19 protein-coding genes and 1 pseudogene are annotated in these 22,486 nt (G+C 44.3%); 12 read left to right on the top strand and 8 right to left on the bottom strand.

The annotated features are described in order from the left end of the window. From F6K49_RS07675 to F6K49_RS07665, 3 genes are all read right to left on the bottom strand, one after another. Positions 1-482 (bottom strand): Uma2 family endonuclease (locus tag F6K49_RS07675; RefSeq protein WP_293095559.1); only part of this gene is annotated, 482 nt, incomplete at its 3' end. A 134-nt stretch (positions 483-616) separates the two neighbouring features. After that, positions 617-1,366: a Uma2 family endonuclease gene (locus F6K49_RS07670; RefSeq protein ID WP_293095556.1), complete on the bottom strand. Its 750-nt coding sequence runs from the start codon at positions 1,364-1,366 to the stop codon at positions 617-619. 28 nt (positions 1,367-1,394) lie between these two features. Further along, a complete protein-coding gene (locus F6K49_RS07665) occupies positions 1,395-1,916 on the bottom strand; it encodes a DUF29 family protein (RefSeq protein WP_293021247.1) in 522 nt (173 codons plus the stop codon). A 127-nt stretch (positions 1,917-2,043) separates the two neighbouring features. Between F6K49_RS07665 and F6K49_RS07660 the strand changes: the two genes are divergently transcribed. Both F6K49_RS07660 and F6K49_RS07655 read left to right on the top strand, forming a co-directional pair. Continuing rightward, positions 2,044-2,220 (top strand): hypothetical protein, encoded by a 177-nt coding sequence (locus F6K49_RS07660; protein ID WP_293095553.1) that lies wholly within the window; start codon positions 2,044-2,046, stop codon positions 2,218-2,220. A 217-nt stretch (positions 2,221-2,437) separates the two neighbouring features. Beyond that, a complete protein-coding gene (locus F6K49_RS07655; protein WP_293095550.1) occupies positions 2,438-3,046 on the top strand; it encodes a hypothetical protein in 609 nt (202 codons plus the stop codon). A 168-nt stretch (positions 3,047-3,214) separates the two neighbouring features. Here F6K49_RS07655 and F6K49_RS07650 read toward each other — a convergent pair. Further along, a pseudogene (locus F6K49_RS07650) lies at positions 3,215-4,435 on the bottom strand (transposase). 459 nt (positions 4,436-4,894) lie between these two features. On the opposite strand from F6K49_RS07650, the gene F6K49_RS07645 reads away from it, so the two are divergent. The 3 genes from F6K49_RS07645 to sir all read left to right on the top strand — a co-directional run bounded on the left by F6K49_RS07645 (position 4,895) and on the right by sir (position 10,494). Beyond that, positions 4,895-7,339: a DHH family phosphoesterase gene (locus tag F6K49_RS07645; RefSeq protein ID WP_293095547.1), complete on the top strand. Its 2,445-nt coding sequence runs from the start codon at positions 4,895-4,897 to the stop codon at positions 7,337-7,339. A gap of 287 nt (positions 7,340-7,626) precedes the next feature. Beyond that, the gene (locus F6K49_RS07640) at positions 7,627-8,175 is read left to right on the top strand and encodes an outer membrane beta-barrel protein (RefSeq protein WP_293021252.1); all 549 of its coding nucleotides are present in this window, start codon (positions 7,627-7,629) and stop codon (positions 8,173-8,175) included. A gap of 366 nt (positions 8,176-8,541) precedes the next feature. Continuing rightward, positions 8,542-10,494 (top strand): sulfite reductase, ferredoxin dependent, encoded by a 1,953-nt coding sequence (gene sir / locus F6K49_RS07635; protein ID WP_293095544.1) that lies wholly within the window; start codon positions 8,542-8,544, stop codon positions 10,492-10,494. Between the two features lie 184 nt (positions 10,495-10,678). Here sir and coaE read toward each other — a convergent pair whose 3' ends face one another. Further along, complete coding sequence (gene coaE / locus F6K49_RS07630; protein ID WP_293095541.1) at positions 10,679-11,383, bottom strand: dephospho-CoA kinase; 705 nt, start codon at positions 11,381-11,383, stop codon at positions 10,679-10,681. 259 nt (positions 11,384-11,642) lie between these two features. On the opposite strand from coaE, the gene F6K49_RS07625 reads away from it, so the two are divergent. The 5 genes from F6K49_RS07625 to F6K49_RS07605 all read left to right on the top strand — a co-directional run bounded on the left by F6K49_RS07625 (position 11,643) and on the right by F6K49_RS07605 (position 15,217). Next, positions 11,643-11,822, top strand: coding sequence for a hypothetical protein (locus F6K49_RS07625; RefSeq protein WP_293042418.1), 180 nt, complete (start codon positions 11,643-11,645; stop codon positions 11,820-11,822). A gap of 163 nt (positions 11,823-11,985) precedes the next feature. Then, positions 11,986-12,447 (top strand): DM13 domain-containing protein, encoded by a 462-nt coding sequence (locus F6K49_RS07620; protein ID WP_075901141.1) that lies wholly within the window; start codon positions 11,986-11,988, stop codon positions 12,445-12,447. 456 nt (positions 12,448-12,903) lie between these two features. After that, on the top strand, positions 12,904-13,824 hold the full coding sequence (locus tag F6K49_RS07615) for an NAD(+) kinase (RefSeq protein ID WP_293021261.1): 921 nt from the start codon (positions 12,904-12,906) through the stop codon (positions 13,822-13,824). 303 nt (positions 13,825-14,127) lie between these two features. Further along, entirely contained in the window at positions 14,128-14,985 is an 858-nt protein-coding gene (locus F6K49_RS07610; protein WP_293095538.1) for a DUF4231 domain-containing protein, read from the top strand. A 103-nt stretch (positions 14,986-15,088) separates the two neighbouring features. Next, complete coding sequence (locus F6K49_RS07605) at positions 15,089-15,217, top strand: hypothetical protein (RefSeq protein WP_293021265.1); 129 nt, start codon at positions 15,089-15,091, stop codon at positions 15,215-15,217. Here the strand turns inward: F6K49_RS07605 and F6K49_RS07600 are convergent. Beyond that, positions 15,197-16,273, bottom strand: a complete 1,077-nt coding sequence (locus tag F6K49_RS07600) for an ABC transporter ATP-binding protein (protein ID WP_293021267.1) — start codon at positions 16,271-16,273, stop codon at positions 15,197-15,199. The two genes, F6K49_RS07605 and F6K49_RS07600, sit on opposite strands and share 21 nt — an antisense overlap. Before the next feature lie 190 nt (positions 16,274-16,463). Beyond that, entirely contained in the window at positions 16,464-16,733 is a 270-nt protein-coding gene (locus F6K49_RS07595) for an Asr1405/Asl0597 family protein (protein WP_293021268.1), read from the bottom strand. Positions 16,734-17,003: 270 nt separating this feature from the next. Here F6K49_RS07595 and F6K49_RS07590 point away from each other — a divergent pair, with 270 nt between their 5' ends. Together F6K49_RS07590 and F6K49_RS07585 are read left to right on the top strand one after the other, a co-directional pair. After that, entirely contained in the window at positions 17,004-17,225 is a 222-nt protein-coding gene (locus F6K49_RS07590) for a hypothetical protein (RefSeq protein ID WP_293021269.1), read from the top strand. A 214-nt stretch (positions 17,226-17,439) separates the two neighbouring features. After that, positions 17,440-21,321: a HEAT repeat domain-containing protein gene (locus F6K49_RS07585; protein ID WP_293095535.1), complete on the top strand. Its 3,882-nt coding sequence runs from the start codon at positions 17,440-17,442 to the stop codon at positions 21,319-21,321. Between the two features lie 254 nt (positions 21,322-21,575). Here the strand turns inward: F6K49_RS07585 and F6K49_RS07580 are convergent, their stop codons facing one another. After that, on the bottom strand, positions 21,576-22,286 hold the full coding sequence (locus F6K49_RS07580) for a CatA-like O-acetyltransferase (protein ID WP_293066521.1): 711 nt from the start codon (positions 22,284-22,286) through the stop codon (positions 21,576-21,578). Between the last annotated feature and the right edge of the window lie 200 nt (positions 22,287-22,486).

Below are 22,486 nucleotides of genomic sequence, written 5' to 3'. Positions count from 1 at the left end.
TTGGTATAGCGACTAAAAATTACATAGTAAGGTACTCGCAGAATCTGTTCATAAACCTGCCACTTAGTCGGAGGTTTTCCCGGTGCGCTCACGGTTTGACCATGATCTTCATCTTCGGTGCCAGGAGACAATAACTCCACCACTACAAATGGACTGACTTGTTCTTGCCAGATGACATAACTTAAACGTAGGTCTTTGCTTTGATAAAGCCGAGGCACACCTACTACACCAAACCAATCCGGTCGCTTATACCAACCGGGATGGTTGAGATCATAGTAAAGATTGAGGTCACAAGCACTAAAGACTAACTCTGGGTTGGAGTTGGCAGGGGCAAAGGTTAACAATAATAGTAGGGGTTGAAAAAAATGAAATTCGTCAGGCAAACCAGGTTCTTTGGGATTTTCGCTGGGTAAGTCATACATTGTCGGCAAGGTTTGCCGAGGTGAAATTAGTGGCTGTGATGGATAAGGAAGAGAAGTCATAGGTATTGTCGATTGTGAATAACTCGATGTGTCTGGTGTTCGCGCAGTGTCTCCTTTGGAGAAAGGAGAAAGGAGACATCGCGGTGTTCCTCACACAGAACCGAAACCATTCGCGACTGCATTAAGACAACAACTTAATCCAATTGGTCTGGATTAATACCTAACTCACGCAGTCGCGCCGCCAAACGTTCTGCTCGTTGCTGAGCTTGTGCCAACTCCTCGCTTGCTAGAGGAATCAAATTCCCCTCAAGGGTCATCCAGCGTAACCATAATCGGGGGATATCGCGAAAACTGCCATGCCACAACCCTAAACTTAATCCCAACTCCGGCATCAGTAACCTGTCCTGATTTAGCACTGCGGGTTTGTAGTGATCACCAACCAGATGAAACCCTTGTAACTCATTGGTATAGCGACTAAAAATTACATAGTAAGGTACTCGCAGAATCTGTTCATAAACCTGCCACTTAGTCGGAGGTTTTCCCGGTGCGCTCACGGTTTGACCATGATCTTCATCTTCGGTGCCAGGAGACAATAACTCCACCACTACAAATGGACTGACTTGTTCTTGCCAGATGACATAACTTAAACGTAGGTCTTTGCTTTGATAAAGCCGAGGCACACCTACTACACCAAACCAATCCGGTCGCTTATACCAACCGGGATGGTTGAGATCATAGTAAAGATTGAGGTCACAAGCACTAAAGACTAACTCTGGGTTGGAGTTGGCAGGGGCAAAGGTTAACAATAATAGTAGGGGTTGAAAAAAATGAAATTCGTCAGGCAAACCAGGTTCTTTGGGATTTTCGCTGGGTAAGTCATACATTGTCGGCAAGGTTTGCCGAGGTGAAATTAGTGGCTGTGATGGATAAGGAAGAGAAGTCATAGGTATTGTCGATTGTGAATAACTCGATTTATGGTTGTGTATCTTGGTTCCAATAGGAACCTCCTGGTAATTGAGTTAAATACTGATTAATAAATAAAGGTAAATCCTTTTTTGAATAGAGGTATGTCAAAGCCAGCAAATCTTGAGTTGTTTGCCTGAGCTGAGCTCTATCTAATAGTTTTGAAAGTTGAGCTGGAGTATAGGCACCATTGAGAACCTCCACACTCGCCGTGGAAATTGCTGCCTCCAGTTCATTGTCAATCAATGACTGCCATTGATCAGCATTGATAGTATAAGATTTTTGGTTATCTTTGAGATTCAGTTTTTGGATTTCCCGAATGAAATCACGAATTGAAGCTGCCCAAGAATTTGTCAAACGCTCCTCTACTTGGTTTTTAATCAAGTTAATCAATGCCTTGTTTAAATAGGATTCAATCTGATGCACAGTTGCGCGTTTAGTCATCTGTTCCAACTCATCTACAATTGCTAAGGCATCTGCGTAGCGTCCCTCTAGGATACTTATTCTGAGATCGATTAATTCCTGACTCATACCCCAGTCCTCACAGATTTATGGTTCTCTTTAGCCTATCGAAGAAACTGCACAAGTCATCTGGCATGCATATTAACTGAATAAAGTCAATAGCACGGTGCTAGGAAAATAGCTTTCAGGGCAAAAAATGGGTAACGGATGTAACCGATGGCACTATCGGGAAGATAGGGAAAGTGTGGGATTTGTGGGAGGTGTGGGAAGTGTGGGAGGTGTGGGATTTGTGGGAGGTGTGGGGAGATGGGGACCCACCCCTAACCCCTCCCAGGAGGGGAATGGGGAGATGGGGAGAATTTTCGACGAATAGTCGGGATTTTCGGCAAATTTATCGAACCATCAGTTTTGTCACTTAGCGATGCATCGCTTCTTCGTTGTTTTCCTTTTCCTGTGCTGAGGTTAAGTCCCATGTTTTACCCAAATGTAAAAAACCTACCCCTGTGAGTCTCCCCACCCTCTCCTTAATTATGGGTATTCAACCAGACTTGATAGTAGGATTGCTATAGGAGACATGATAAATAAAGATCATGGCATATAGTGACTTTACAACTATCTACAAAGTCCAAACGGCGTTTAACCTCCTTCTTGATGAGGGGAATACTGTATTTAAGGATATTGCCCCGATCGAGCCGAGTGATCACTTGAAAACAACCCTTAAGGAAAATCTGCCGCTCGCGAATGCTATCAATACCGAAAAAGCTCGTTCTGAGTTAGTTATTGCTCCGGTTTTACTGGAAGTGCGCCGTCTGCTTGATTTCCAAATCGGTTTTTTTTCTGGAACTGAGTTTAATGTCGATAGAGGAACTGGATTAAATGGATACTGTGATTATATCCTTACTGCTTCTAAGGAAATCTATGAAATTCGGACACCAGTTGTTATCCTCCTGGAGGCAAAAAATGAAAATATTAAGGGGGGATTAGGACAGTGCATTGCGGAAATGGTAGCAGCTCAGAGATTTAATCAACAACAGGATCACGATATTGATGCTATCTATGGAGCTGTAACTACTGGGACAAATTGGAAGTTTATCAAGTTGGTGAATCAATTGGTGTTTATTGATTTAGATGACTATTATATTAAGGAAATTGATCTGATACTGGGCATATTGGCACATCCGTTTAAGCAGTATCTATAGGATTTTTATTTGAGATGTGAACATAGTCTCGCTTGGGAAAGGCAATAGGCATGCTAGCAATAGACAAGAAAGTAGCCACTGCATCAAGACAATAGTTCTGGATAAATTTGGTTATGGATCGCTCTGATTAAGTTAGTATTTTTGTAGTGACGTACTCCCGACGTTGCCCTAACGGGACAACGCGGGCTTCTTACCAACACCACCTAATGGTTCGGTTACTCGGTAAGCTTTATTGCTGACGGGACGCCCCACCGCCAAATACAAGATATTTTTAGCCGCATTCACGTCTCTGTCAGCAACATAACCACAGTGAGGACAGGAATGGATGCGGTCTTTCAGTTTTTTCGGTACCTTCTTTCCACAATTAGAACAGTTTTGACTGGTGTTACGGGGGTTTACAGCTTTTGTTATCAGTCCAGCGTTCTCGGCTTTGACTGATAAGATAGACAAAAATTGACCCCAACCAGCATCCAAAACTGACTTTGCCATTCTGGTTCTAGCCAGCCCTTTGATATTGAGCTTTTCGTGGGCTACTAGATCGTGACTACCTAGTAATTCTTTCGCAGTCTTAAAGTGAAAATCCTTTCTAGTGTCAGCTACCTTTTTGTGAGCCTTCCCAAGTTTAAGGATAACTTTTTTTCTGTTATTACTTCCCTTTTTGGATCGGCTAACAGCTTTCTGAATTTTATTAAGTCTTTTCTGAGCCTTTCGGTAATACTGGGGAATTGGCACCTCAGTACCGTCAGACTTTATCAAAAACGACTTAAGACCCATATCTATCCCAACGGGATTAGTAACGCTATCTATCGGGATAATGTCCGGGACGGAATCATCCTGAATTGACAGTGTTACATAATAGCCATCGGCCTTTCGGGTAATTGTGGCCGTTTTTACCTTGAATCCTTCTGGGATTGGTCGATGGTAAATCATCTTGACTTGCCCAAATTTCGGTAGAGCCAGGATATTACCACTAATAGGACTCTTGGACAAGGACGGGAAGGTAAAAGAGCGGTACCTGTTTTTGCTTTTAAAACGTGGTTTTCCGCTCCTGTTCCCATTGCAATCTCCTTTTAGAAAACCCTTAAAAGCCAGGTCTACTCTCTTGACGCAATCTTGCAGAACTTGAGAATGTATCTCTCAGTACCACGGCCTGTTTTTCTTTAATTCAGGAAGGGTTTTCTTCTGGGAAAAATAATCGGGATTGTTTCTTAGATCGGGTAAGTGGCAAATAAGAGGACAGGAATTAATGGAGCAACGATTTTGCCCATACCAATTGAATTGGTCAGCCAGTAAGTAATTGTACTGATAGCGTAACATATCAAGCCATTTTTCTATCTTGGCGACCTGTGATTTAGTAAGTCTAAGCCGGTATTGGTATGCTGCCCTCATTATTGCTGTCTATTGTTTTTCGACCTATTATCATAGTAACAGACGTAATTACAAATGAAAGATAAAACATTAATGATTCGACTGACTAACTTTGAAAAAAGACAGCTTAAACAAGAAGCTGATTGGCCGTAGGCCACGCTACGCGAACGTAGGGGGATGACCTGCTCCGAATTACTCAGAAGCTTAATAGCTCGTTTCCCTGTCCCCAAAGATTCCTAGTTGACAATTCCGTTTCACTCCATCGTCCCGCTATCATCCTAGAGACGCGCGCCTTAGAATAGTGGAGCCTTAATCAATAAGTGTTAACTCTTTTATGCATAGCCTGCCAACCATAAAGGCTCCACTATTCTTACGGTAACTTCAAGACGCTCACCCTATCGGGTAGAGCGCGGGGCTTCTCGCGGATCAGCTAACTTGACTAACTATAAGCGATCGCACATCAGCTTCATGTCCGAATCCATGTCCGAATCCATTTCTCAATCCCAATGGCAAGTCCTACCCCCACCTGACTTTCCTCAGTGGTTCCTCAAAGCTGTCAAATCCCATACTAAGGGCTATTCGGGACATTATGCTGCTCAACTGCTGTGGCAACGGGGAATACGAGAGGAGAAACAACTGGCTGGTTTCCTAAACCCAGATTTGTATCAACCTACCAGCCCTTTTGATTTTGGAGAACAAATTGAATGGGCAGTAAAACGCCTACTGCAAGCCCGTGAGGCTGAGGAAAAGGTTGCCATATGGGGGGACTTTGATGCCGATGGAATCACGGCTACTAGTGTCCTCTGGGAAGGACTGGGACAGTTTTTTTGCCAGCACCAACACCTAAGTTACTACATTCCCAATCGCCTGACGGAATCCCATGGTTTGAATTGTCCAGGAATTGACCAACTGAATGCTGCTGGGGTGAAACTTATCGTTACCTGCGATACTGGCAGCACGAATCTGAGTGAAATTGATTATGCTCACCAGTTGGGAATGGATGTGATTATCACTGACCACCATACTCTACCAGATGACCGTCCGCCAGTGGTTTCTATCATCAATTCCCGCTATCTTGCTGAAAGTCATCCTTTATTTCATTTGTCTGGAGTGGCGGTGGCGTATAAGTTAGTGGAAGCAATGTATCAGCGTTCACCTAATATTCCCCAACAACGATTAGAGAACTTGCTGGATTTGGTGGCAATTGGTCTAATTGCGGATTTAGTGGAATTATCTGGAGATTGTCGTTATCTGGCACAACGGGGAATTGAACAACTGAAGCAGCAACTGAAAACTCGCTCTCGTCCTGGTATAGCGCGATTGTTAGAGTTGTGTAAACGCAGTGGCGATCGCCCGACGGATATTTCTTTCGGACTTGGCCCGAGAATTAATGCTGTAAGTCGGATTCAAGGGGATGCTTCATTTTGTGTTGAGTTACTGACTAGTAAAGATGAGAAACGTTGTGAGCAACTGGCTTTAGAGACGGAATTAGCTAATACCCGCCGCATGTCTTTACAAAAAGATATTACTAAGCAAGTTAAGGATAAACTTGCCCAACTTGATCTGTCTACTACTAATGTGATTGTCTTAGAGGATCCCCAATGGCCGGTTGGTGTTTTAGGCTTAGTGGCTGGTCAAATTGCTCAGGAATACGGACGCCCGACGATTTTGTTAAGTACAGTTTTGTTAAGTACTGAAAGTAGCGATAGAGAAAGCCAGCTGGGAGAAGCAGGTTTAGAAGATAAACACTCCTATAGTATAGCACGGGGTTCGGCTCGTTCTGTTAATAATATTGATCTTTATGAATTAGTCAATTCCCAAGCTCATCTGTTGCATCGCTTCGGAGGTCATCCTTTTGCGGCTGGGTTGAGTTTGCCAGTGGATAATATTCGTTTATTTAGGGAAGCGATTAACCAGCAGTTGGCACAAAAACTAGGGACTACGGGTGCTTTGATGATGCCAGCTATAGAAGCGGATTTGGTGGTTAAGGTTGCTGAGTTGGGCAAAGCACTATTTGATGAGTTGAAACACCTGGAACCTTGTGGGATGGGTAATCCGGTGCCAAAATTGCTGATTAAAAACTGTTGGTTTGAGCAGGTTTGGAATCGTAACTCTAAGGATTTTAGAGGACGGAAAGTACAGTATATTAAAACTAAATTTGAAATTTGGGATGACTCTACGAGTATGGGTTTTCCTGGAATTTGGTGGGGACATTATCAGGATGAAGTCCCTAAAGTTAGATGTAATGCTGTTGTGGAATTAGACTATAATAATTACGAAAAACGTCCAGAAGTGCGCCTCGTTGCGGTGCAACCTTGCCAGGAAAATTATTTGCAGTCTTGTTTACAGGTCTCTAATCAGCTCGATTGGATTTTAGATTGTCGGGGACAAGAGTTACAGGGTGAAGGTTTAACTCCTCTAATGGTTTATGAGTGTCCGACGAGTTGGGATGAGTTACAAGTATGGTGTAGGAGAGCGATACAGGCAGAACGACAATTAGCGATCGCATATCCACGGCCTAAACAACTATCTGCCCAAGACACCTGGAAAAAGTTGCTAGGAATTGCTAAGTTCCTCAGTCGCACGGGTCAATGGGCTACTTTGGTGCAATTGCAGGAGAAGTTGGATTTAAGCGATCGCACTGTTGAGTTAGGACTGAATGCCCTATCAGCGATTGGTTTTGAAGTTTCTTACCAGGACTGCGGGGTACAAATAAGTTGGCATCCAAAAGAGTGGTCTTCCCATGGGACGAATGTTGCTGAAAATGATGCGATTGCGCTACGCGCACGCTGCGCGAACGCAATATTTTTTGCTGCCATTGAGGAAGAACAGTTCCGACGTCAGTATTTTTACCAGGTGCCTCTGTCTACCATTGCTGCATATAACATTGCTGGATATGGCATGGTTGGTATCAAACAAGATTAGACTTCGCCGCAGTTGTCTAATCTGTGACACCTAGTAAACAGTCCACTAACAAAACACAGACATTAAATTAATTGATAAAACCGACTCTCTTTTAAAGAGTATCAACTAATTAGGGCGTCTAAAACTAAGCAAATTTTTTTCTAGTTATATCCGGATTCGCCAGATTCAAGTCATCTCAAGCTTTTCAAGTATTTAGATTTTTTTTTATAACCTGAGGAACCTTTTGTTTATTCCCAACGACTTGTAGAGAAAGGAACAAAAAATTAACTAGTTTGAGGAAATAAACAATGCAAGGTTTACTGAAATCTATTTTCACCATTTCTACTTTGGCTGCTACAACAATTGCTCCCGTTTTACTAGGAAATAGTATGGCTTCCGCTAATCCCGGAGCAGATGATCTCAGCGTCAAAGGTACAGATGCTAGCTACATTGGGGTTGGTCTGGCCGCCGGTGTAACTAGTGATGGACAAGGGAATGACCAAAATGTTGGTGGTAATATTACCACTCGTCTAACAACTTCAAAGCTTCCAGTTTCTCTAAGAGGTGATATTCTTTTCAATGATGACAATACGGCGATTATTCCTAGTGTTTCCTTTGACCTAGGCGTAGCTAAAAATACTAATGTTTTTGCTAGTGTTGGTTACTCTTTTGTGGAAGATGACGGAGACAATACACCCATCGGTAATCAAGATGCTTGGGTGCTTGGCGTGGGTGCTGAAAGCCAAATTGCTAAGGATGTTTTGGTTTACGGCAATACTAAGGTAGGTCTTAACGCTTACGAAAATAGTTCAGGTGAGTCTGTCAGTGTTCAATTGGGTGCAGGCTACCGTTTCTAAACTTAGTATGTCCATTGTCAAAGGGAAAGGATGAAGGATGAAGCATGAAGGATGAAGCATGAAGGATGAAGTATAAAGGATGAAGTATTAACTGTCAAATACTTCAACTGAGGTGACAACAATCCTCTTGTGCATCTACTCGCTTTGGCCAATCTACTCGCTTCAACCTTCCTTCAACTCTTTCCTTTCCTCTTTGCCGGTATCTCATTGAACGACAATGAATGAATTTGGAGAAATTTTAGGATTTCTAAAGTTATGGATCCAATGGGCAACGGTAACGGTAGTATTAGGATCTAATCATTAACCGTAATCCCGACCGATTTATCGGGAATTATACTTATTCATCTTTTTTGCTCCGTTGAACCCATGGTTGTATCTCAGACTCCTAAAGCCCGCAAACCCTCTAAGATTGAAGGAATTAAAGAACGCAGTAACTTCTTGCGTGAGCCGGTGGCAACTGAATTGCTACAGGATACCACTCATTTTACAGAAGACGCTATTCAAATTCTTAAGTTTCACGGGTCTTACCAGCAAGACAACCGAGATAACCGGGTCAAGGGTCAGGAAAAAGACTATCAGATGATGCTGCGCACTCGCAATCCTGGAGGATTTATTCCACCAGAGCTTTATCTGACTCTAGAGCAGTTGTCAGAAGAGTATGGTAACCATACCCTACGAGTAACGACCCGTCAGGGTTTTCAGATTCATGGCATTCTCAAGAAGAATTTGAAAGCGACAATTGCAGCAATTATCCGCAATATGGGGTCAACGTTGGGTGCTTGTGGAGACCTCAACCGCAATGTTATGGCTGCACCAGCACCATATAAAAATCGACCAGAGTATCAGTATGCTTGGGAGTATGCTGATCGGATTGCTGACTTACTTACCCCTCAAACCGGTGCCTATTACGAGATTTGGCTGGATGGGGAAAAGGTAATTAGTGCTGAGGAAGCTCCGGAGGTGAAAGCAGCACGGCAGCGCAATGGTAATGGTACTATTTTCCAGGACAAAGAGGAACCAATTTACGGGGAACACTATATGCCCCGGAAGTTTAAGTGTTCCGTAACGGTTCCCGGGGATAACTCGATTGATATCTATACCCAAGATGTGGGGTTGGTGGTAATTACCAACGACCAGGGAGAACTGGAGGGATTTAATGTTCTGGCTGGTGGGGGTATGGGTCGCACCCACAATAAGGAAGAGACCTTTGCTCGTCTAGCTGACCACATCTGCTATGTGGAGAAAGAGGATATATATGACTTGGTTAAGGCAATTGTGGCAACCCAGCGGGATTATGGCGATCGCGTAAACCGCCGTCATGCCAGAATGAAGTACCTAATCAATGATTGGGGTGTCGATAAGTTCCGGGAAAAAGTAGAAAGCTACTTCGGTAAAACCCTGGCACCGTTTAAGCCCTTACCCCCATTTAAGTACGAAGATTATTTGGGTTGGAACGAACAAGGAGACGGAAAGCTATTCCTGGGGATATCGATTGAGAATGGTCGGGTCAAAGATGAAGGGAATTTCCGACTCAAAACAGCTCTGCGGAAAATTACTGAAGAATTTGCCCTACCGATGCGGCTTACTGCTAACCACAATATAATTCTCTATGAGATTGACCCCACCCACCAGCAAGCCTTGAATCAGATTCTAGAACAGCACGGTATTCAAGTTACTCCAGAAGGAATTGAACCGTTAGTGCGCTATTCCATGGCTTGTCCAGCTTTACCTACCTGTGGTTTAGCGGTTACCGAATCAGAACGGGCGCTCCCTGGCATGGTTGAGCGGATTCGGTTACTGCTGGACAAATTGGGGTTAGACAAGGAATATTTTGTGATCCGAATGACCGGTTGTCCTAATGGCTGTGCTAGACCGTATATAGCAGAGTTGGGATTTGTCGGTAGTGCACCAAAAGCTTATCAAGTGTGGCTGGGAGCTTCACCAGATCAAACTCGGTTATCACGAGCCTATGTGCAGAAAATGCCAGAAAGTGAGCTGGAATCTTTCTTTGAACCAATTTTTGTGCAGTTTCGGGAAGAGCGCAAACCTCAGGAGAGTTTTGGGGATTTTTGCGATCGCATTGGCTTTGATGCCCTTAGGGAATTTTCTGCTAACTATGAGCTAGGTAGCGGTATAGTTAATCCAGATGCCAAGCTAGCAAGTAAGAAATCCTCAGCTAAGAAATCTTCTACTGCTAAAAATCGCCGTCGAATTAGCATTCCGGAAGAAGTCCATGCTCGTCTTAAGGAAGCTGCTGCTAACCAAGGTAAAAGTATGACGGAGTTGGCAGCAGAAGCTCTGAAAGCTTATTTGGGATAACTAGGTTAGCAGGTTTGCAGAATGAAGAATGAAGAATGGAGAATGAAGAATGAAGAATGAAGAATGAAGAATGAAGAATGAAGAATGTAGAAGGCAGAATGTAGAAGGCAGAAGGCAGAAGGCAGAATGTAGAAGGCAGAATTCTTAATTCTTAATTCTTAATTCTTAATTCTACATTCTTAATTCAAAAATATGGATGATATCCATTGGTAGCAAGGGCCGTAGATACTTGTTGGATTAGAGCTTCTTGGGTAGAGGAGTTATCTAAAACTAGATCAGCAAGTGCTATTTTTTGCTGGAGGGGGAGTTGGCTGTTGATCCGGGCTTGAGCTTGTTCTTTAGAGATGCGATCGCGTTTCTGGATCCGTCTGAGCTGTTGTTCTGGTGAGCAGCTGACTACCCAAGTTTCTGTCACTAAATCGGTCATCTTAGCTTCAAATAGTAACGGGATGACTAAGATAACTGTAGGAGCAACTAGCGATGCAGCGCGGTCTTGGGGGTTTCCACGGGGCTTACAAGGTGCGGACGCAGGTTCCGCACACAGCCCCTCCCCATGAGCGACTGCATCAAGAAAGGTATCGAGTTCAGATTGAAAGCGATCGCGTACATAAGGATGGATTTGTTGCTCTAACCACTGTCGCTCAGCTGGGTTACTAAAAATTATCTCTCCTAAGCGTTTGCGGTTCAGGGTACCGTCACTGTGCTGCACTTGTAAACCGTAGCGCTGATAAATCTGTTTCAGGATTGGTGAATCTGGTTGTACTGCTTCTCTGGCATAGATATCCGCATCTAAAATTGGTAGCCTGTAGGTATCAGCTAGGTAATTCGATACGGTGGTTTTTCCCGTGGCTATACCACCGGTTAGACCAATGATGCGTTTTTGATTCATGGGCGTTCAGTATAAAATCGGTTATGAGATCAGGGAGTTATAGCAGAAGTCCGAAGTCCGAAGTCCGAAGTCCGAAGTCCGAAGTCAAACTCTTGCGCTTACTTAGGTTTGAGACTTTTATCATGTCCTAACTGCCCTGGCGACTACTATAGATCAGGGATGCGATCGCACCTGTTGGTCATAAATCACTGCTACCAGGTGATGGGTTACGGGGCAATTCCTTTGGCGTTCCTTAATCATGGAATAATTTTAAGAGTAGGTGCGCGCCTCGTGGCGAGTAAATCGCCCTTGGGTCGCACCTGTAGAATGGGCATCTTGTGTGGAACTGGCATCTTGCCAGTTTCATGCTTATTTTCGCGCGGGCAGGATGCCCGCTCTACTCCTGTTCATTCAAAGATTCAGCAACGCCATTTCTTTCCCTTCATCCACCCTACAGTAGCTTAAGGCTGAGTTGGTCAGTTTTGAGTGCTTCAGTTTTCTTTTCTAAATCTCATCTAACTTTCATTTATTCGTTAGGGTGATTTCAGAATGGTAGTTCATTCTAATAATTAAGCAACTAAAGCAATGATTCAATTCATTTTTGATTACTAGGAGGAAGTGTTATGAAACGTCTAATTGTTGGTGGTTTATCCGTATTGTTAATGGCAGCAGCAACTCCGGCTGTGCAAGCAGAAAGAACTGTTGTTAAACACAACTCTTTAAACAATGCTCTGGTCAGTCAACGAATAGCCTCTACTATCGCCACAGGAAGCTTTATCACCGTTGATCGAGGGCATCGCACTCAAGGAAATGTAAAGATTGTCAATGAAAATGGTAAACGCTATCTAGAATTCGATCAATCCTTTAAAACGGGTAGTGGGCCCGATGTGAATGTACTCCTGTATCCGAACAGCAGTGTACCTCGTAAAATTCGGGGACAAGACTATGTAACCCTCGCCCGAATCAAGCAATTCAGTGGTGCTCAACGCTATGCTATTCCTGACGACTTGAATCTTAACGAATTTGGCTCTGTAGCAATTTGGTGTCGTCGGTTTGACATCACCTTTGGTTACGCTGCGCTGTAAAAGAGGTACTTTCCTGCTGGGTTAATGGGAGTAGGGAGTAGAGAGTAGGGATGCAGGGCAGTCAAAAGGAGCTAGTTACTCATCGCCCCATCGCTCCATCGCCCCATCTTCCCACACTTACCACACCTGTCACGCCTCCCATCTAGCGGTTTATAGCCTAATGAGGTACACAGGATTTTTCCGAAGCTTCCTGCTCCCTGTTCCCTGCTCCCTGCTCCCTGTTCCCTGTTCCCTGTTTGTCATGGGTTAATCTCCTATTGACTAAGTCTCTTTGACCCAGTCTCTAGTTATAGTTATCCCAAGTTGGTAGTCTTCTTGATCAAGAAAACGCCTTTTAGACAATTAAATTTATTTGACAATTAAATTATTTCCCCAATTTCCCCGCAAAGATCGGGTAACGCTTAATCGAACGCTCTAGAATAACAGTGAACACTAGGGGTAAGCCAGAACAGTAACGTGCAGCTAAAGCAAGTCATTATTATTCACAAAGCTGGAGACTCCCAAGGAAAACGTTGCGCAGAAAAATGCGCTCGGGAGTTGGAAGCACGCCAGTGCAGGGTTCTGATCGGACCGAGTGGCGCGAAAGATAATCCCTACCCAGTCTTTTTAGCTTCTGCCACCGAAGCCATTGATTTGGCAGTGGTTCTCGGGGGGGATGGGACAGTATTGGCAGCCGCAAGACATCTGGCTCCGGAAGGAATACCAATTTTGGCAGTAAATGTTGGAGGTCATCTGGGATTTCTGACCCAACCCATCGAAGAATTTAAAGACACTGAGCAAGTTTGGGACCGACTATTAGAAGACCGCTATGCAGTTCAGCGGCGGATGATGTTACAGGGGGCTGTGTTTGGGGGAAACCGCACTGACATTACACCAGTTAGCGATCGCTTTTTGGCACTCAATGAAATGTGTATTAAACCTGCCTCTGCCGATCGGATGATTACCTCAATTTTGGAAATGGAAATTGATGGAGAAGTAGTGGATCAATACCAAGGGGATGGACTAATTGTTGGGACTCCCACTGGTTCCACTGGCTATACTGTTTCTGCTAATGGTCCAATTTTGCACGACTCGATTGAAGCGATCGCAGTCGCACCGATTTGTCCGATGAGCCTTTCCAGTCGTCCTTTCGTGCTCCCCTCTGGTTCTGTTGTCAGTATCTGGCCCTTGGGGGATTATGAGCTAAACACTAAACTCTGGATGGATGGTGTGCTGGCAACCTCTATTTGGCCTGGACAACGGGTGGACGTGCGTAGAGCAGATTGTCAGGCTAAGTTCATTATCCTAAGGGAACAGTATTCCTATTACCAGACCTTAAGGAATAAGCTTCAGTGGGCTGGTACTAGAGTCACCTACAGTAACAACCACCGCAATTGAGTCAACTGGTTAGTTAATGGGGAGATGGGGAGATGGGGAAATGGGGAGATGGGGAGATTGGGGGCAGATAAAGTAGGGTAGGAAGTTGCTAGTGGTGCTTCAGGGGCGCTCCCCGTCATTTTCAACCTCGTAGCCAGGGTTGGTAAAGCCCGCCCCGTAAGGCACCACTGGGTCAAACAGCAAAATTCCAAAAATAAATCATAAAGGAGGTTAAACGGTGGGATTTCTGAGTATTCTACCAATCAGCAATGCCCACTTGCTAGAATTGACTAGATTAACTGCATTAATAATTATATAAAAAAAATGACTAATTTTGAAGCAGCTCCTCAAATTGAAGCAATTCCAGATAATAAAATTCCTAAGACAATAGATAAAATCTCTTCTTCATCAATTTCAAAACCTTCAGTTTTAATAACTATCGGTTATTCTTTATTCCTGGCTGCTGGGGTTGGGGTCGGAATTGCCTCTATTTTTATCTCAGAGCGTCAAATTTTGGAAATCGTTAGCGCTGCTTGTTTTGCGGTTTTTATATTTCTTTTCCTAATTAATCAACAATTGTGGCAAGACTATAAAGAAGCTACTCATCAGTCGCAACTGATCAAAAAATCTAAACTGTGTAGTGGGCTGTGGTGCGGTAATAATTCCACGGATAATAATCCCATAACTCTAGCAATAGAAAAAGCTCTAAACTATAGTCAGGAGTTGATTGACGATTATAAAAAAACCCGCAGGACCTCCCGAAATGCTTACTATGTTGCCCAAATGTTAACCATTATTTTATCGGGAATAACACCAATTTTAGTCTTGCTAGACAAATTAGAAACTGGTTCTTCATTACTAAAGTGGCTCCCGGTAATATTTCCAGCGATTGCTTCTATTGTTGCTAGTGTCTCTACTTCCTTTCCGTTTCAAGAAAATTGGATTGCTGCCAACACTACTGTTGAATTGTTAGAAGCGGAACAGGAAAAATTTGTCTTGGGAGTCACTCAACCTTATCGCTTTTCTGATTCATCCGATGGCGCGCGACGTCAACAACAATCACAAAAGGCCATAGAACATTATATTGTTCAGGTGAATAAGATTCATCTCAAGCAAGTCCAATCCTCTAATGAAAATGAGGCAGGGTCTAATAGAAATGAATCAGTGGAGCAGAATACATGATTAACTCAATCTGTTGAAGGTTGAAGGTTGTTTAAGGTTGAAGGTTTAAGGTTGAAGGTTTAAGGTTGACAGGTTTAAGGTTGACAGGTTGAAGGTTGATAGGTTGACAGGACAATTTTATGCACTCTTACCCCTGCTCCCTGCTCCCTGCTCCCTGCTCCCTACTCCCTACTCCCTACTCCCTATTCCCTTTTCCCTTTTCCCTTTTCCCTCAGGCAAAAATCGGTACTGATGGGTCAGCTACAGACAGTCGCACCCGCTTTCCTACGGGTAGTTGAGTGCTTAGGTTGGTGCGAGCGTGGAGTTTTTTGCCGGAAGCGGTTTGTAAACAGTAGCGGTATTCACGACCTAGGAAATGTCGGTCTTGAATCACTACGGTGGAGTCATCATCAGGCTTGAGAAGAACATTTTCTTCCCGAAGCATTAGCTCCCCTTCCTCCAGCTGATCGAGTTTAGTATTAAGTATGGCATCATTGACTCTGATGGCAAAGGAGCCTACTTCTGTTTCCCATAGGTCTCCTCTGCGTTGGGCTGGTAAAAAGTTGGCTTGGGTGACGAATTCTGCTACAAAGCGAGAGCTGGGATTGGTATAGATTTCTTCTGGTGTCCCCAATTGCTCTAATCGACCAGAACGCATGACTCCCACTTGGTCGGATATCGATAAGGCTTCTTCTTGGTCATGGGTGACAAAAATAGCAGAGGTTCCGGTTTCTTTGAGAATAGCTCGCACTTCCTGACGCAACCGCAGACGCACTTGGACATCGAGATTGCTGAGGGGTTCATCCAATAGAATTAATTTAGGTCTGGGGGCTAAGGCACGGGCTAGGGCTACTCGCTGCTGCTGACCACCAGAGAGTTCGTGGGGATAACGTTTGCCCATGCCAGCTAATCCGACTAATGCGATCGCATCTTCCGTATTATTCTTGACCGAGACACCACTCTTCTGTTTCCGATTCTGCTTAAGCCCAAACGCCACATTCTCTGCTACGGTCAGATGAGGAAATAGAGCATAGTCTTGAAAGACCATACCAGTATTGCGCTGTTCTGGTGGTAACCAATACCCTGGCCCAGTCACTTTCCGTCCTGCCAATACCACTAGTCCCGCTTGGGGTCGCTCAAACCCAGCTACAATCCGCAGTAATGTCGTTTTGCCACAGCCAGATGGGCCGACTAATCCCAGTAAATCCCCTTCATGGAGGGTAAACGACACATTCCCCACTGCTGGCTCAGTGGTTTGCTCAAAGTGTTTAGTAATCCCTTCTAAATGTAGAATTGCTGGTTTTGTCATGAATGGATCTTAAAGGTATTCTTTTAAGGTTGGCAGGTTGGCAGGTTGGGAGGTTGAAGGTTGGGAGGTTGAAGGTTTGTTGGTTGAAGGTTGAAGGTTGAAGGTTGAGTAGACCTGCAGGATCAGTAGTTTAATCTGAGTTATGGAAAGCTGACGGCTGACCGCTGAGGGCTGAATGCTTACCTACTACTTAAAGTTTCTCCTTGCGCCTTTTGCTAGGAAGCCGCCAGCAATCATCGAGCCAGGATATTAACTCTTGGCGCGGAAGGGTTAGCTGTCTGAGGATACTCCAAATTTGAATCAAAGCCGTGACATTATCGATTTCAGCTTTCAAGGGCTGGTCAGTCTTACAGTGACAGGGAATCTCTAGCTCTTGCAAGCGCCGATAGACTTGCCATCGCTCTCCCCACTTGATCTCAATCACTTGACTGGCCTCTGATTCAGATATAGATGGATCCATAATCAATAATGCTATAGTTTTTTGTTAAAAGCTGGAACCAAGCTGCCTCGGTTAAGGGAAGATTTGAGCAGCCAGGGATTAGTTATTGCTAATACTCCTAGACTAGTTTAGTCTATCTAGGGGTCAAATGCAAAGCTTTCTCAACTAATTTACAAAAAAAATATTATCCTAACAGTTGCCAGTCGGAGAATAGCACTGGAAGACCGGGAAATGGGGTGATCAGGAGATGGAAATATCTAGGGCAAGGGGTATAAGCACTTATAGATAATTTTGTCAACTATAATTGCAACTACAATCACAATCACACCAGCCGATGTAGGGTGGGCAGTGCAGCAGAGCAATCAGTACAGCTCCCGATCCCATAGCAAAGCACTGCCCACCAACTGGCCGCCCCAACATATATTGAAACTGGCAAGATGCCAGTTCCACCAACTCAGCCGATGTAGGGTGGGCAGTGCAGCAGACCAATCAGCTCAGCTCCCGATCCCATAGCAAAGCACTGCCCACCAACTGCCCGCCCCAACATAATATTGAAACTGGCAAGATGCCAGTTCCACCAACTCAGCCGATGTAGGGTGGGCAGTGCAGCAGACCAATCAGCTCAGCTCCCGATCCCATAGCAAAGCACTGCCCACCAACTCAGCTGCCCAGCTAGAATAAATCACAAGGGTGCCAGATAATTCAACCTTCATAATTCATCCTTAAGATGGTCAATTGGGATCCCTATCTAGCATCAATCCGTAACAGCTACGCCCAATGGTGGCAAGTTTATACCCTCACTGATGTCGAAGGCCGCAAGCCCAAGCAGCAGCAACGAACCCCTATGCTGTTTAATGGCCTAATGGTGCAAACCATCAAGTCGGAGCAGCCACAACGAGACGAAAATCGGGAAGAATACGAAAATCCGGAAAAAATTGAGCGCTTGCCTGTCCTAGAAGGATTGCGCAAGTATGCTGCTGACCATGTTTTACTGGTCGGACGTCCGGGTTCAGGCAAATCCACTGCGTTAGTGCGATTGTTAGGGGATGAGGGGATACCAGGCAAAATTCCGGTGCTGGTGGAACTGCGATATTACCAGACATCGGTACTGGAGTTAGTGCGGAATTTTCTGAAACGTCATCGTGTACTCCTCAACTCCACCGAAATCGAAACACTATTGTTTGATGGACAATTCTGGTTACTGATCGATGGGGTGAACGAGCTCCCGTCAGAAGCAGCACGTGTGGATTTGACTCAGTTTCGGAAGGATTACCAGAAGCACACTCCCATGATTTTCACCACTAGGGATTTAGGGGTGGGTGGTGACTTGGGGATTGAGAAGAAGTTGGAAATGCAACCCTTGAGTGCAGAGCAAATGTCGGAATTTGTCCGAAAGTATTTGCCTGAAAAGGGGGAGCAAATGCTTAAGCAGTTGGGCGATCGCTTACGGGAGTTTGGCCAAACCCCTCTACTATTGATGATGCTGTGTGCCCTGTTTCAGGATAAGGGAGAGATCCCGTCGAATCTGGGGTTAGTCTTTCGCTCATTTACCCAGTTCTATTCTGATAACATCAAGCAAGATGTTAAGGTTTCCGAGGAATCAAGAGGATTTTGGACTGACTTGCTGCAAGAGTTAGGGTTTGTGATGACAGCAGGGGATAAGCCCAAAGAGATTACTGTTGCTATTCCCAAGACAAAAGCCGAGGAAATTTTAACTAACTATCTACGTCAGAGTGGTTGTATCGATCCTAAAGTTCGCGCTAGGACTTGGCTAAAGGACTTACTCAACCATCACTTGATTCAACAATCAGGAGAGTTGATTGAGTTTCGACACCAACTAATCCAAGAATACTATACAGCGGAATATTTATTGAAGCAATTACCACGTCTTAGTGATCAGGAGTTGCAACAGAACTATCTCAATTATTTGAAATGGACAGAACCTCTGGTGCTGATGCTGCAATTGGTAAATGATCAAAAGCAAGCCTTGGAGGTGGTAAGGTTAGGCTTAGAAGTGGATTGGCAACTGGGAGCGAGGTTAGCAGGAGCAGTAAAACCAGAGTTTCAGGAGCAGACTATCGAGTTGGTGGCTGGGTTAAAGGTTCCGACCTTACTTAAGGTTGAACTGTTGGGAATAACTGGATTAGAAAAAGCGATACCTGAGCTAAGTAAATACCTGTATGATGACCACTCAAATGTGCGTAGGAGTGCGGCAAAAGCTCTGGGAGAAATCGGGACAGAAGCCACCATCGACCCCTTAATCAAATTGCTCGATGATCCCAACTATTGGGTGCATAGGAGTGCGGCAAAAGCTCTGGGAAAAATCGGGACAGAAGCCACCATCGAGCCCTTAATCAAATTGCTGGATGATGACCACTATTATGTGCGCAGTATTGCGGCAAAAGCTCTGGGAAAAATCGGGACAGAAGCCACCATCGAGCCCTTAATTAAATTGCTGAATAATAACGACTCAGATGTGCGTAGGAGTGCGATAAATGCTCTGGAAAAAATCGGGACAGAAGCCACCATCGAGCCCTTAATTAAATTGCTGGATGACAACGACTCAGATGTGCGTATTAGGGCGGCAGATGCTCTGGAAAAAATCGGGAAAGAAGCCACCATCGACCCCTTAATTAAATTGCTGCATGATCCCGACTATTGGGTGCGTAAAAGTGCGGCAGAAGCTCTGGCTAAAATTGGCACAGAAGCGGCGATTAACCCCTTAATTAAATACCTGGATGATCCCCACTCATATGTGCGAATTATGGCGGCAGAAGCTCTGGGAAAAATTGGGAAAGAAGCCGCGATAGACCCATTAATTAAATGCCTGGATGATTCCCACTCATATGTGCGTAAGATTGCCGTAGATGCTCTGGGAAAAATTGGCACAGAAGCGACGATTGACGGGTTAATTAAATGCCTGGATGACAACGACTCAGATGTGCGTAGGAGTGCCGCAGATGCTCTGGAAAAAATCGGGACAGAAGCCACCATCGAGCCCTTAATTAAATTGCTGTATGATGACGACTATGATGTGCGTATAAGTGCGGCAGAAGCTCTGGAAACAATCGGGACAAAAGTGGCGATTGACCCCTTAATTAAATTACTGGATGATGACGACTATGATGTGCGTAGTAGTACGGCATTTTCTCTGGGAGAAATCGGGACAGAAGTGGCGATTGACCCCTTAATTAAATTGCTGTATGATGACGACACAGATGTGCGTATAAGTGCGGCAGATGCTCTGGAAAAAATCGGGACAGAAGCCACCATAGACCCGTTAATTAAATTGCTGGATGATGACCACTATTATGTGCGTATAAGTGCGGCAGATGCTCTTGGAAAAATCGGGACAGAAGTGGCGATTGACCCCTTAATTAAATTGCTGGATGATGACCACAAATATGTGCATAGTAGTGCGGCAGATGCTCTTGGAAAAATCGGGACAGAAGCCACTATTCCTAAACTGATTAATCGCCTCAACAACCAAGAATTGGCAGGAACTAATTATAACTATATTTTTAAGGAAACCATCAACACCCTTAACACTATTCAAGAGCGCTACCAAATCTACAACCCAACCTATCGTCCCAAACCGACTCAAACCATGTACATCCTCCACCTCTCAGACCTCCACATCACCACCCCTGAGCAAGCTACCCTTTGGTCAAACCAACTCGCCCAAGACCTAATCCAAGACCTTCAAATCCCTCACCTTGATGCTCTTATCCTCTCCGGTGATATCGCCAATTATTCCACTCCAGACGAATACCAGGCAGCACAACAGTTTCTCGACAACCTCCGCCAAGACTTTTCCCTAGACTCGAAGCAAATTGTTCTAGTTCCTGGTAACCATGACCTCAATTGGGAACTAGCAAAGCGGGGTTATCAGTTATTGGATCTCGAAGACTACGATGGTGAACTCAAAGAGGGTCACTACATCAAAGGTGAAGATGTGATTCGAGTCCGAGATGAAGCCAAATACCAACAACGGTTTGCCCACTTCAGCCAATTCTATCAAGCTATCAAAGCTCAACCCTATCCCCTCGACTATGACCAGCAAGCCATTATCGACTATTTCCCAGAGCAAAACTTGCTGATCCTAGGACTAAACTCCGCTTGGGAACTGGATCGCTACTTCAGAGACCGTGCTAGTATCCACTCCGGTGCTCTGAGCAACGCCCTGACCGAAATTCGCCGTAACCCAGACTACGGCAACTGCCTGAAAATTGCGGTTTGGCACCATGCCCTGAATAGTGCTGGAAGCGATAGGATTACCGACCAAGGATTCATGGAACAACTCGCCCAAGCTGGATTCCGCTTTTTCCTCCACGGACACATCCACAAAGCCGAAACCAGCCTTTTCCGTTACGACCTCAGTCCAACTGGGCGCAAACTCGACCAAATTGGTGCTGGCACCTTTGGCGCACCCACCAGAGAACTCATACCCGGTTATCCTTGGCAATATAATCTACTGAAAGTAAAGGATAATCAGCTCACTGTCTACACTCGCCGTCGGGAAGAAATCAATGGTGCTTGGAAACCTGATTCACGGTGGACTCAGGGTGCGGGAGTTGGTGCTTTGGATTATTATTCGATTGAGTTGTAGGGAGTAGGGAGTAGGGAGTAGGGAGTAGGGAGTAGGGAGTAGGGAGTAGGGAGTAGGGAGTAGGGAGTAGGGAGTAGGGAGTAGGGAGTAGGGATTGAGCGCAGTTTTGCCTATTGATCTATAGCGGTTTTTAGCCTAATGAGGTATACAGAATTTTTGCCCTGTTCCCTCTTCTGTCTTCCCTATTCCCTGTTCCCTGTTCCCTGTTCCCTAAAACCAGAAACTCTGTACTCACCCAAGTAAAAACTACTGTATTAAAGCTTACTTAATTCAGCTAGATAATCCTTAACTAACAATTCGATTAGGAATGGATCTAAATTGCTATGGTGAAATTTTATAGCTAAAGGAACCGTTAATCTTTGCTGATTTTCGTAGTAGGTTCGCTTCCCAAAGTAGAAAAAACTCTGGGTATTTCCACGACCTGTCTGCATAGCAAAACTTAAAAAATCCAAGCCAGGAAGATTACCAACAAATTGACATAGTTGGTAAGCATAGGAGATATCTCTATTATTAGAGCATATAGGATTAGCGAAAATACTGTCTTTGGTATTTTTGTATAGTTCTGAAAATTCAAGCCATCCTAATTTTGTGGCATTATTAATGATTATTGGTAAAAATCGAGCTTCGCCTCCCACTGCTGTCGGACAAAATAATGGTGGGTTATTAATTTGATACCATTTCTGGTTAATAAATCTCCACCAAAAAGAAGGATGATCTTTCAGGGCTTTAAGTAATTTCCAGATTAAGAAACACGTAAAGGTGGAATAGTCATTCTTAAAATTATCCTTATAATTAGTTTCCGCATCGGTTAAGTCTAATCGTAACGTAATATCTAAATAAGGATTTATTACCTTTGTTTCATCAATAAAAAAGTCTAGTGCCCAGCCGACATAACTATTTTTGTATTGATCAGTATCTAAGGGTATAGCATCGTATTTGTCTAAATAGTAATTTAAATCATCCATGATTTAACTATATAAATTCTCATAGCTATGAGGTACAAAATTTCTGGATTTTAGGGAACAGGGAACAGGGAACAGGGAATAGGGAATAGGGAATAGGGAATAGGGAATAGGGAATAGGGAATAGGGAATAGGGAATAGGGAATAGGGAATAGGGAATAGGGAATAGGGAATAGGGAATAGGGAATAGGGAATAGGGAATA

The organism is Moorena sp. SIO3I6 (genome assembly GCF_010672095.1).
Note: the sequence above shows the minus strand (reverse complement) of the source record. Positions and strands in the feature narration are given on the sequence as shown.